This window comes from Longibacter sp., from assembly GCF_051155795.1.
Lineage (GTDB): Bacteria > Bacteroidota > Rhodothermia > Rhodothermales > Salinibacteraceae > Longibacter.
In genome coordinates, this window is the sequence record NZ_DAXETW010000005.1 from 35,158 (window position 1) to 47,463 (window position 12,306).

A 12,306-nucleotide genomic window follows, 5' to 3' on the forward strand; every position below is an offset into this window, starting at 1 on the left:
CCCGCCCGCTTACGATTCCGACGAATCCCGCCTTCTGCTCATGGCCGATCAGTCTTCGCTTCATGCCACCACCGTTCTCGGCGTCCGCCACAACGGGACCATCGCCCTCGGCTCCGACGGTCAGGCGACCATGGGCGAAACGGTGATGAAGCACAAGGCCGAAAAGGTGCGCTCGCTTTACAACGACAAGATTCTCGCGGGCTTTGCGGGGTCGACGGCGGATGCGTTCACGCTGTTTGAACGCTTCGAAGAGAAACTCCAGGAATACGGCGGCAACCTGACGCGCTCGGCCGTGGAGCTTGCCAAAGACTGGCGAACCGACCGATATCTCCGGAAGCTCGAAGCGCTGCTCGCGGTGGCCTCTTCCGAACGCATGCTCCTGATCAGCGGCGGCGGGGACGTGATCGAACCCGACGACGATATTCTTGCCATCGGTTCCGGCGGGCCCTTTGCTCTCGCAGCCACGAGGGCACTCAAAGAGCACGCGAGTGATCTCAGCGCGCGGGAAATCATCGAACAGGGTCTTAACATCGCCGCTGACATCTGCATATACACGAATCACAACCTGACGATCATGGAGATCGAAGAGGATGCATAGACGGTGTCCGCTCATCTCCACGGCTCCCGCTCATACGGGACAACACCACGCTCTTTGACGCACACGAGTGAAGCCCATTCCGGCGGGATCTTTCATCGCGCCGGGCCCACGACTTCGGCCTCTGTATTCTTTTGAGCCGAATTCCATTAATGATCCTTATCCGATAAAAAATAGATACGATGGGATACAGACAGTCATCCCGCGGCCTTGATGCGGGGACCTCCGACCGTGCCGCGATTTTCGTTGATTACGACAACCTTTACCACACGCTTCGTGATTTAAGCAGCCGCGGTGGTTCGGCGGCGGATTATACCTTTGAGATCTTCAATGAAGTGCGCCGTTACCTCGAGGAGGGAGACGACACGCCGACGATTCTCGCAACCGCATATGCCGATTTTGTAAACCTTGCGGATGGCGGGGGCCTCCAGGTGCAGGACCGGCTGTACTCGGAGGGCATTGATCCCGTGCTGACGCCCTCGGAACCGCAGGTCAATGCGTCCGAGCTCACGCTGTGCATCGACGCTACCTCCCTCCTCTCCGAGCGCCGAGACATTGGAACGATCGTCATCATCACCGGCGATCGTTCGTTCGTGCCGCTGGTTCGATCGATTCGCAATTCGGGTCGGCGTGCGCTCGTGGCTGCGGTTACGCCGCCCCCGGCCGGCTCAACGCCTTCCCTCGGGGAAGACGATGCCTACCTCGACGCGCGCAACCTGCTGAGTCAGTCCTCGCGGGACGATCTTACCGTCCGTGAGCGTCGCGACCGGTCTGCCTCCCGATCGCGATCCGGGGGCAGCCGCCGCTCCGCGCCGTCGCGTCAGGAGCAGACCACCGGTGCCGCGGCCAAACGACGCTATCGCTCGATCGACAATCCGATGGCGCGCCGAACTGTGGAGGTGACCGAGGAGCACTTCGGTCAGTACGAAGAGGTGTACCTCACCCCGCTCCTGCGCAAGCTGAGCGACGTTCTCGGCGAGCAGCATGATCCGAAGTCACTCGTCAGCGAGCTGGAAGCGGCCGGGGCCGTCCGACTCGAGAAGCGGGACGGCTATCCATACGACTACACCGTTCTCATTCTCAACCAGGATCACCCGGACGTTCAGGAGATCCAGGACGACTTCTACAGCCAGCAGTCCACCGGATACAACGGAGCGTCCGATTCGTATAACGATTACGGCTCATACGACGAGTACGACGAGGACTACGAGGGCGGCGCTTACGATGAGGAGCCTGAGGGCCAGGACACGTACGACGAGACCGCCGAGGCAGACGACGCCGACGCCACTGACGATGTCTACGACGAGGAGACCTACGACGAAGAGACGTACGACGAAGAACCAAACTAGCGGATCTCAGTGCCTCTTGCCTTTTCGTTCTGCCCGCATGCGTGGAGGGGAGGCCGATGGTCTCCCCTTCCGCATGCATGCCCGATCTCACGACGCTGTTGACCGACGGACCACCCTTTATGCCATCCACCAGCCCATTCGATGACGAACTGACCCCACGTCAGATCGTCGAAGAACTGAACGAGTACATCATCGGCCAGGACGAGGCGAAGAAAAATGTCGCCATCGCCCTCCGCAATCGCTGGCGCCGACAGAACGCGCCCGACGATATGCGCGAGGAGATCATGCCGAACAACATCATCATGATCGGGCCCACCGGCGTCGGAAAGACGGAAATCGCCCGGCGCCTCGCCAAGCTGGCGCGCGCTCCGTTTATCAAGGTGGAAGCCTCAAAATTCACTGAGGTAGGCTACGTTGGGCGCGACGTAGACAGCATGATCCGCGATCTGACGGATATCGCCGTGAACCTCGTACGCGAGGAGCACCAGAAAGAAGTGCAGGACCGGGCCCGTGAACGCGCGGAGGAGCGAATACTCGATATACTGATTCCACCGGAAGAAGGCGCATCGCCGTCCACCGGATCCGGCGGACAGTCCATCAACGGTCCCGGGTTCGTGCTGCAGCGTGGAGAAGACGAGCCCGAAACGCGGGACGCCGAGACGTCGGATGGCGACGCTTCCGAGGCGAGCCTGCGCGAGCGCACCCGCGAGAAATTCCGCGAGAAGCTGAAGCGAGGCGACCTGGACGACCGCGAGATCGAGATCGAGGTGACGTCCGACCAGTCGCCCATGATGCAGGTGTTCGGTCCGATGGGGATGGAGGAAATGGGCGTTAACCTGCAGGACCTGCTCGGCAACATGGGCGGACAGCAGCGCAAGAAGCGCCGCGTCACGGTCGACGAGGCCCGCGACATTCTCCAGGAGGAGGAGGCGCAGAAGCTGATCGACATGGATCAGGTGAAGGAGGACGCCATGGAGCGCGTACAGCAATCGGGCATCGTGTTTATCGACGAAATCGACAAGGTGGCCTCCGGCACCCGGAGCAGCGACGGCGGTGGCGGTGCCGGACAGGGCGTCTCCCGCCAGGGCGTGCAGCGCGATCTTCTGCCCATCGTCGAAGGGTCAACGGTGACGACGAAGCACGGCATGGTCAAGACCGACCACGTCCTCTTCATTGCCAGCGGAGCCTTCCACGTGTCCAAGCCGAGCGACCTGATTCCGGAGCTCCAGGGACGCTTTCCGATTCGGGTGGAACTCAACAACCTGGATGAGGATGACTTCTACGAGATCCTCACGAAGCCGAAGAACGCGCTGATCAAACAGTACCGGGCGCTCCTGGCATCGGAAGGTGTCGAGATCACGTTTGAAGACGAGGGCGTTCGAGAAATCGCCAGGATTGCCGCCGAAGTGAATACGGAAGTCGAAAACATCGGTGCGCGACGGCTGCACACTGTTCTCACGACGCTCTTGGAAGATGTCCTCTTCGACGTTCCGGATCAGGTGGAGCCCGGGTCGTCGGTAGTGGTCGACGAAGACATGGTACGCGAGCGACTGAGCTCGATCGCCGCCAGCCGCGATCTGAGCCAGTACATCCTGTAGATCCGTTGACGTTGAACGCAAAAGCGCCCCGCTCTCTTTCCCTCGGGAAGGCATGAGCGGGGCGCTTTCTCTTGTGTGTAACCGCGCGCCGAAGCGACGGCGTGTGACGGCCGCGGGGCCGTCGTCAACCGGTCAGAAACCGGGGATCGCCTGGACGTGATGATCAGTCGTCGTCGTCATCATCGTCGTCATCATCCCCGTCATCGTCGTCATCGTCATCGTCGTCATCGTCGTCGTACCCGTCGCGATCGTCGTCACGGTACCCTTCAATCGAGCGTTCGATGTTGTCTTCAACGAGCTCTTCGAGGTCGTCGTCATCGGCCGTTCGGGGATCGATCAGGCGACCATCGGACGTACGGAACCAGTCGTCGATGCTGACCAGAAACGTGACGTTCACATCGTCTGCCGCTGCCACATCGATGGGCGGCTCGAAGTCGATTTCCTGCTCGCTGTCCACGTCGCCGACCCAGATGAAGTCAACAGCAGACCCGCCGGCAGGCGTCCAGATGCCTTCGACGTAGACGCTCTCGTCCTCCGGCACATTGGTCGTGAGCGGAGACGCGTCATCGTCGTCGAGCGGCTCGATCTCGAACTCAACCTCGCTCCACGTGCCGATGGGGAGAGGCGCGGTGAAGGCTGTCAGCGGGGACGGCCCGTCAAGAGGCAGGACGATTACGAACGGACCGCGTTCAACTTCCTCGCAGTCGTCGTCACTTCCGGAATCGTCGTCATCGAACCGACAGGCGTCGTCCGAGCCGGCCCGCTCGAATTCAACCTCTTCCAGGATCATCTCCACGCGGGTGAATTCGAGTTGGTTGCCGTCCGCATCCGTGACGGTGCGCTTCATCGATGCCGCTGTCGTTCCGGCCGTGAAAGAAACCGATAGGTCCGCATCGGACGATGCGGTCTCTGTCGAGTCGCAGGCTGTCAACGACAGGAGCAGCGCAGCCAGAAGAATCGTGGTCGGAAGACGGAAGAGCGTATATTGAGTCCTTCTTTTCGTTACGTACATTGCTGTCTCGGTGGAAATCTGGAGGAATAGGACGTTTCCACGATCGGGGGGTACAGGGGCCGCGGCGACCGAGCGGTCGGTTGTGCCGTCCGATAGCGCGGTGTACATTCTAAAGTCAACTCCCGTACCGATTCGTATCCGGCAGATCGGTTCCATAATAAAATGCCGTTTAACCGCTATAATGGCGGATATTTCTACCAAATCGCTCCGGTTCACCCCGTTGTCTTCGTCTCACAGGAAACACCGTGGCGTGCACCGGGTGTCTCAAATGTGTCTCATGGCACAGCAGTAGCGCTCGCCTCCCCTCACCCTCCTGCTCTCCCGAATCGGACCGTACATGCGCCTCCGACGGATTCTTCCTTTCACGGTTGCCGCCCTCCTATTTCTGATTGCTCTGATTGGAAGCGTGGCGGGAACGGCGCTGTGGAGAATGCGATCGCTCTTGCTCCGGCCCGACCTTTCGCCCGAGGACATCGCCGGCCCCCTCGACCTCGCCTTCCCCCTCGTGATCGGTCTCACCGTCGTGAGCCTGGGCCTCGTGGCCGGTGCGGGCTGGTACGCAGTGCGCACATCGAGGGCGACCTTCGACAACCTCCTGCGCGCGACGCGCCAGATGCGTGACGGAAATCTGGATGTCGACCTCGACCTGAACCGCAACGACGAATTGGGAGACATCGCCCGCCATCTTGGCGAAATGTCCGAGACGCTTCAGCAGCGAACGGTCTCGCGCAGCTACCTGGACGACGTCCTGGACTCGATGGCAGAAATGCTGTTCGTCGTGGACGAGTCCAACCGCATCGAACACGTCAATCGTGCGGCGGTCGACCGCCTCGGGTTCGCCCCGTCCGACCTTCAGGGCCGCTTCCTCGATGACCTCCTGATCGGGGATGCCCCGCTGCCCTCCCCCGACGACACTGTGTTTCGTCGAACCGGCTCCGTCACACAGATCGAGCGCCAGATTCAGACCGAGGACGGAGACAATCTGCCGGTCCTCGTGTCGCGATCGCTCCTGCGGGGCTCCCCCGCCAACGCACCGGACATCGTCTGCGTGGCCCAGGACATCAGCGCACGAAAGCGAGCCGAGGAGCAGCTCCGCGACTCGCTCCGCGAAAAGGAGGTCTTGCTACGAGAAATCCATCACCGGGTCAAAAACAACCTGCAGGTGATCGCGAGCCTGCTGCACGTGCAATCGAAAAAGGTCGAGGACGCGAACGCGAAACGACTGTTCGCCGAAAGTCAGGACCGAATCCGGTCCATGGCGTTTATCCACGAACGACTATATCAGTCCGAAGACCTCTCACAGGTCAACTTCAGCGCCTACCTGGACCGGTTGACAGAGCACTTATATCGCTCCCACGGGGTTGCCCTCCGCGACGTCACCTGCCAGCTCGAATCCGAGGACGCCATTCTCGCGGTGGATCGCGCGATTCCGGCCGGACTCATCGTAAACGAACTCGTGTCCAATGCCCTGGAGCACGCCTTCCCCGACGATCAGGGCGGAACGATCACGGTCGCCTTCACGACCGACGACGACCGCGGCTGTCTCCGGATCGCAGACGACGGCGTCGGACTCGAGGATCCTGATGAGATCGACCGCGAGGCGACGCTCGGCCTCCGACTGGTAAAAGGGCTGATCCGCCAGCTCCGCGGCGACATGACGATCGACGGCAACGGCGGGCTGACCTACCGCATTACCTTTCCGCTGACCGATGAAGAACCGGAAACCGTGTGAGCGCCACGCTCGCGTCCGTCCGCCCATCCCCGTCCGTGCCGGTGAGTACGCCCCGCGGATTCTCGTACTTCTGCCCTCATAGAGTCTCACCGACATGTCGAATACGATGCACGCCGCTGCGCGAGTCCTCATCGTGGAGGACGAATTTGCCGTTGCCATGGAGCTGGAGGATCGACTCGAAAACCTCGGCTATGACGTAGTGGGCCACGAACTTCGCGGCCGCGAGGCAATCGAACGCGCGCAAGAAACCACACCGGATCTGGTCCTCATGGACATCCGGCTCGACGGGCGGATGGACGGCATCGACGCCGCGCAGAAGATTCGCACGAAGCTGCACGTTCCGGTCGTGTTCGTCACCGCCTACAGCGATGACGAAACGCTCAAGCGGGCGAAGGAGACGGCGCCGTTCGGGTACGTGATCAAACCATTCGAGGAACGGGAACTGTACGCCGCGATCGAAGTGGCGCTCAGCACGCATGCGCTGGAGCGCCGCGTGGCGCGGCACCGGGATGATCTTCGACAGATACTGGACGGGCTGAACGAGGGCACAGCCATGACCCAGTCCGACGACAAGCTAACGTTTATCAGCCGATCCGCATCCCACATGCTCGGCAGGCCTCCGAGTGCGCTCACCGGTCGCGACTGGAAATCGGCTCTACCCTTCCCTGAAGACACCATCTCCGTCCTCAAACGCCGGATCGGGGAGGACGACCAAGACGTGGTGCCCGTATCCATCGAGCATGAGGATGAAACACAGGTGCGGCTCGAGGTAAGCGTGCGGCGCGACCCGCGGGACGAGCAAAGGCACATCTTCACGTTCGCGGACGTGACCGACGTCCACGAGATGCGCCGCATGCTCGACGAGAAAACGGAGTTTAACGACATCGTGGGCAAGAGCCAGCCCATGCAGCAGGTCTTCCAGGAGATCCGTTCGGTTGCATCCGTCGATGCAACGGTGCTGATCAACGGCGAGACGGGGACAGGGAAGGAGCTGGTCTCCCGGGCAATCCACGACGCAAGCCCACGCGAACACGGCCCGTTCGTCCCGGTGAACTGCGCCGCCATGAGTAAAGACCTGGCCGCCAGCCAGCTGTTCGGGCACCGCAAAGGGGCGTTTACCGGCGCCGTCGACGACCACGAGGGCTATTTCGAAGCGGCGGATGGCGGCACGCTGTTCCTGGACGAGATCGGCGACGTGCCGCTGGAGGTGCAGCGTCAGCTTCTGCGCGTGCTGGAAGAGCGAAAAGTGACACGCCTGGGCGAAACGCAGAGTCGCCCGGTGGACGTCCGGATCATCGCGGCCACGCACCGGGACCTGATGGAGGAAGTGAACACTGGAAGCTTTCGACAGGACCTCCTCTACCGCATCCGCATCGCACGGGTCGAGCTCCCCCCCCTGCGTGCCCGCCGCTCAGACATTCCGCTTCTCGTTCGGACGTTCCTCCGCCGCGCCCGCGCGACGATGGGGAAGGACGTCGAACAGGTCAGCGACGGGGCCATGCGAAAGCTGCTCGACTACGATTGGCCCGGCAACGTGCGCGAATTGCGAAATGCGGTGGAGTCGGCCCTTATCCGCGCGAGCGGCCCAATGCTGGAAAGCGACGACCTGCCGCCGGAGTTGAAAGAAAACGGCTACACGCCAACCCGGCGGTCGGAGCCGGAATCCGAGGCGGAACGGATCCGTGCCGCTCTGGAACAAACGGAGGGGAACCGGACGGAGGCCGCGCAGCTTCTGGGAATCAGCCGAGCGACGTTGTACCGCCGCCTCGACGAGTACGACATTGACTGATGCAAGCCGATCCGTGCATGGACGTCGCAGCTCGTCCTTTCCGGATCCGCTGATATCGCGCGATTGTGTCTCACATGAGACACATCCGAGACATTCTCTGCGGACGCGATGAGACAGAAACGGATCCGCCCATCGACCTCGACCTCGCGAGCGAACACAGATCCTTCCCTCTATCATGAAGATATAGCAAACTGACGGCCCTCTAATCCATCTCTATCCGCATGAAGAGGGGTTTGGATTCATCCAATCACTTTGTGGCATCAGGCTTGGATACTAATAGGGTGGCCATGCGGTCCTCGCACCGGCTTCGGGCGCACCCCGACACGCGCCCGGGGCCGGACCCATGCTCCCAGGTTACTGGGAATTCAACTGCGAGGCTCCCCGGCCCGTCCCACCCTGCAGACGATCGCACCGTGATGAGTCCACGTTCGTCCTCGTCCCGCGACCCCGCGTCTTCCCACGCGTCGTCCGACATTGACCGAGCGGAAACGGCATCCGATACGGATGCGGCGACTCGCTCGCGCGCCGAGCGTCTGCAAGCCTGTGCCCGTGAATTTCTTCATCTGCTTCACGGCATGCCGGTATCCACGGCGCGGAAGCAAACGGCCATACGTCTTCTGATCAAAGCTGTGCGATTGATCACCCCGAAGGCGTCCATTGAAGGTCCGGCGCGAGCATCTGACGGAGAAGGTGAGGCTACCTCCGCTTCAAACGGAGAAGCGACACCAGAAGATGCATCGTCGAACGGTTCGTCCTCTTCGTCGGACGTTCCCGCCGTGATGGCACTGTAGACCACATACGACCTGTCCGGTTTGTCCCGTGGCGTCGCACTAACGGAGGCCTCACCGACCGGCGGTCTCTTTGAGACCGTGGTGATCGCCTCTCACGACATGGGATCTCTTGCTGGAGGATCCATAGCCGGTGCGCCCGGCGACAACCGGAAGCTGTCAGCCACAAGCGCCTTTTCCCTTTCGGGAGAGGGCGCTTTGTGTTTGTGGCCATCAGAATACCGATCGTCGTTTTTTCGGGAAGGATGGGCATCGGGTGAGCAATACGCAAAGACGGGCGAAATTGGACCGCGTCCTGAATCACCGTCCCGGAACGCAGGTTGGTGGGTCGCGCCCCGATCCCGGGGACAACAGTGCAGCGACTGGACCACGATCGACGACAGCGACGCCACGTATGACCCTCCGAGTCAAGCCGTGTCGTTCGCACGTCCGATCGGATGCGGGTGGCACGAACGTCACAGCCTGCCTCCGGTGCAGTCACCGTTGAAGATCTCGCGATGCAGCGTGTCATCCATTCGTTCGCCCGGGCCCGGTCACCGGGTCAGAGCGGCCGGTAGACCCGCTCACGACCGGGTCTGACGCCGCTCGAACGGGCAATGTGGATTGGTTGTGGATAACGCTCGTCCGCTGGGGAAAAACAGTGGATAATCGATCGCGACATTCACTTGCGTTCAGGGCGGTCCGCATCTACCTTTTGTATCCGCTCGACATCGCGGGCCCTCCAAACTGTTGTCGTCCGGCGGACTCGTCCGTCCTTGTACGATTTCGTTCGCCTCTCTTCCATTTATGGTACCTTCAGCGACAGATGCCTGGACTGCTACGCTCAAGCACCTCCGCGAGGAGATCCCGAGCCGTACGGTGGAAAACTGGCTCGTGCCAATCGATCCCGTTTCATTAGAGGATGCGGAGGACGGCGTGTACCTGATTCTCGAGGTACCGACGACGTTCAACGCACAGTATCTGCAGAGCCGGTTCAATAATAACCTGCAGCAGGCGGTCTCAAAGGCCGTTGGGCAAAAAACGGCCATCGAGTTTCGGGTTGCTGAATCGCTTCCTGGAGGCGACTCGGACATGCCCGATGCATCGACCGATGCTGCCCCGTCCGCACCGCGGCGGGACCGGTCGGCTGCGCGTGAACGATCAACGTCCGCGGAAAGCAGCAGCCCCGCTGATGCGGCCGATGCGTCGCAGGCCGGTCGCGGTGACTCCGGCGACCTTGCGCGAGCGGCCGCGCACCCGGGCACGCTCTCCGGTGACGGGTCGTCGTCGGCCGCGGACCCGCGCACACGCCCTTCCCGCACGAATCGCGGCGGCGGTCCCGGTGGCGGTACAGGCGGGGGGCGCACCGGCGGGAATCGACGCCCTCCCGCCCACCAGAAGGTCAACCGCTCCGGTCGATCGGGGGGGTCGCCGAACGGCACAGAGACTGCCTCTGGTCGAACGGTATCGACGCCTCCCTCCCACCTCAAGGCGTCATATACCTTCGATGAGTTCATCGAAGGAGACGGCAACCGGCTCGCCAGGAGTGCTGCGGTCGCCGTAGCGGAATCGCCGGGCGAAACCAATTACAACCCGCTGTTGATTTACGGCGGCGTCGGTCTCGGCAAGACCCACTTAGCGCAGGCCATCGCCAATCACGCGCAGAAAAAGCAGACCACGGAGTCGGTTCTGTACGTTTCGAGCGACCGGTTCACGAGCCAGTTCGTGCGGGCGGTGAAGAACAACTCCATCGCCGACTTTTCCGCATACTACCGCCAGGCGGACCTGCTGATCGTGGACGACGTCCAGTTCTTCGGCGGAAAGGAAAAGACGCAGGAGGAGTTCTTCCACATCTTCAACGACCTCCACCAGCACGGGCGCCAGATCGTCCTCTGTGCGGATCGTCCCCCGTCGGAAATTGATGGCATCGAGGAGCGGCTCCTCTCCCGCTTCCAGTGGGGCCTCTCGGCAGATATTCAGCGCCCCGACCTGGAAACACGCATCGCGATTCTTCAGCGGAAGGCGAGTCGTCGAAACATCGACGTGGACCCGCAGGTGGTCGAGCTTCTCGCCCATCGCATCGACAGCAACATCCGGAAGCTCGAGGGCGCCCTCAACCGCTTGGCCGCCATCGCACAGCTGGACAACGAGACGCTCAGCATGCAGACGGCGCGGCAGCTCCTCCACGATCAGATCGACGACACGTCGTCGTCGCGTGTGGAGTGCGGAGCGATCATCGAGACCGTCGCAGATTACTACCGCCTCTCCGTCGACGATCTGCTGTCTCGCTCGCGGAAGCGTGAGATCGCGGCAGCACGACAGACCGCTATGTACCTGTGCCGGGAGCTCACGAACGAATCATACGCCAGCATCGGCTCCCGCTTCGGTGGCCGCGACCACTCCACCGTCATTCACGCTAATAAGAAAGTAGCGGATCGGCTGGATGTCGAAGCCAACTTCAAGCAGGAGATTAAAGAATTGAAGCGATCCATCGGCGGACCGGGAATGAACTGACAGGCGATCCCGTACTTCGCACGTATCGAGAGAACGTTCGCACTGCCGCCGTGGCCATCGCCCGGCGGCTTTTGCATTCAGCCCCGGTCTGTAACCGGCGTTCACCTGAACCGTAGACATGGCCTCTACGCGTTGCCGTCGTGTTGGTCGACCTTCGGCCCCTGTGTTCACGTCTAAAAGCCGGATGCGTAGCGCATGATCAGCCGAACGACGTTCGACGGAAGCACCTCGGATGCTCGGTAGAGCCAGGCAAACTGCTTTCCGACAGGCCAGTGGATCCGGTTCTCCTGAACGGCCTGCTCCACGACGTCCGCCACATCGTCCGGGGTCAGATCGACGCCCATCCGATCCATGCTGGCGGACCGCGCGGCCTCCCGCGTCATGGGTGAATCGACATACGGCGGCACGATGTCGCACACGTAGATGTCGTGATGGGCCCACTCCAGGTTCAGCGCCTGCGTGAGCGTTCGAACGCCGCCCTTTGTGGCCGAATACGTGGCAAGTTCGGGCGTCCCGTACACCGCGGATGCAGACGCCATGGAGATCACCCGCGCGCCCTCCGTGCGTTGAAGCAGCGGAAAACTGAGACGGGTGACGAGCATCATCCCGGTAAGGTTGACATCGATGACGTGCCGGAGGTCGTCCGGGTCCATCGACTCAAAGCGGCCGATTTTCAGGACACCGGCCGAGTTAAACAGCAGATCCATGCGTCCACCCGTCGCCTCATCGAAGTGCTGTACGGCCTCCTCCACCTGACCTGTTTGCGTGACGTCGACTTGCTTGAAGCAGGAACGCTCGGACCCGATATCGCGGTGGACGCGCTCGAGGCCCTCGCCATTTCGATCGTACAGACCGATGAACCATCCCCGGTCCGCAAACCTGCGGGCGACCGTTTCACCTATGCCGGAGGCCGCTCCAGTGACAAAAAGGGTGGGCTGGTTCATCATCGG

Annotated in this window: 8 protein-coding genes; 6 read left to right on the forward strand and 2 right to left on the reverse strand. The window is 61.7% G+C overall.

Annotated features, from left to right (window positions below; genetic code table 11):
• The first annotated feature begins 40 nt into the window (after positions 1-40).
• The 3 genes from hslV (at position 41) to hslU (ending at position 3,542) form a co-directional block, all read left to right on the forward strand.
• Positions 41-598: an ATP-dependent protease subunit HslV gene (gene hslV, locus ACFCU0_RS00855; RefSeq protein WP_434971762.1), complete on the forward strand. Its 558-nt coding sequence runs from the start codon at positions 41-43 to the stop codon at positions 596-598.
• Positions 599-777: 179 nt separating this feature from the next.
• Positions 778-1,944, forward strand: coding sequence for an NYN domain-containing protein (locus ACFCU0_RS00860; protein WP_434971763.1), 1,167 nt, complete (start codon positions 778-780; stop codon positions 1,942-1,944).
• 119 nt (positions 1,945-2,063) lie between these two features.
• Positions 2,064-3,542 carry an ATP-dependent protease ATPase subunit HslU gene (hslU, locus tag ACFCU0_RS00865; protein WP_434971805.1) on the forward strand — a complete coding sequence of 493 codons (1,479 nt, stop codon included), beginning with the start codon at positions 2,064-2,066 and terminating at the stop codon, positions 3,540-3,542.
• A gap of 163 nt (positions 3,543-3,705) precedes the next feature.
• Here hslU and ACFCU0_RS00870 read toward each other — a convergent pair whose 3' ends face one another.
• On the reverse strand, positions 3,706-4,389 hold the full coding sequence (locus tag ACFCU0_RS00870; protein WP_434971764.1) for a hypothetical protein: 684 nt from the start codon (positions 4,387-4,389) through the stop codon (positions 3,706-3,708).
• A gap of 502 nt (positions 4,390-4,891) precedes the next feature.
• Here ACFCU0_RS00870 and ACFCU0_RS00875 point away from each other — a divergent pair.
• From ACFCU0_RS00875 to dnaA, 3 genes are all read left to right on the forward strand, one after another.
• Entirely contained in the window at positions 4,892-6,286 is a 1,395-nt protein-coding gene (locus ACFCU0_RS00875) for a sensor histidine kinase (protein WP_434971765.1), read from the forward strand.
• Positions 6,287-6,380: 94 nt separating this feature from the next.
• Positions 6,381-8,075 (forward strand): sigma 54-interacting transcriptional regulator, encoded by a 1,695-nt coding sequence (locus tag ACFCU0_RS00880; RefSeq protein ID WP_434971766.1) that lies wholly within the window; start codon positions 6,381-6,383, stop codon positions 8,073-8,075.
• A gap of 1,574 nt (positions 8,076-9,649) precedes the next feature.
• Positions 9,650-11,356, forward strand: coding sequence for a chromosomal replication initiator protein DnaA (dnaA, locus tag ACFCU0_RS00885; protein WP_434971767.1), 1,707 nt, complete (start codon positions 9,650-9,652; stop codon positions 11,354-11,356).
• Between the two features lie 173 nt (positions 11,357-11,529).
• On the opposite strand, the gene ACFCU0_RS00890 is transcribed toward dnaA, so the two are convergent.
• A complete protein-coding gene (locus tag ACFCU0_RS00890; protein WP_434971768.1) occupies positions 11,530-12,303 on the reverse strand; it encodes an SDR family oxidoreductase in 774 nt (257 codons plus the stop codon).
• Positions 12,304-12,306: the final 3 nt, after the last annotated feature.

Bases quoted from the DNA above. Each gene is read 5' to 3' on its own strand.
- hslV (WP_434971762.1), top strand. From the start codon at position 41: ATGGCCGATCAGTCTTCGCTTCATGCCACCACCGTTCTCGGCGTCCGC.
- ACFCU0_RS00860 (WP_434971763.1), top strand. From the start codon at position 778: ATGGGATACAGACAGTCATCCCGCGGCCTTGATGCGGGGACCTCCGAC.
- hslU (WP_434971805.1), top strand. From the start codon at position 2,064: ATGCCATCCACCAGCCCATTCGATGACGAACTGACCCCACGTCAGATC.
- ACFCU0_RS00870 (WP_434971764.1), bottom strand. From the start codon at position 4,389: ATGAAGCGCACCGTCACGGATGCGGACGGCAACCAACTCGAATTCACC.
- ACFCU0_RS00875 (WP_434971765.1), top strand. From the start codon at position 4,892: ATGCGCCTCCGACGGATTCTTCCTTTCACGGTTGCCGCCCTCCTATTT.
- ACFCU0_RS00880 (WP_434971766.1), top strand. From the start codon at position 6,381: ATGTCGAATACGATGCACGCCGCTGCGCGAGTCCTCATCGTGGAGGAC.
- dnaA (WP_434971767.1), top strand. From the start codon at position 9,650: ATGGTACCTTCAGCGACAGATGCCTGGACTGCTACGCTCAAGCACCTC.
- ACFCU0_RS00890 (WP_434971768.1), bottom strand. From the start codon at position 12,303: ATGATGAACCAGCCCACCCTTTTTGTCACTGGAGCGGCCTCCGGCATA.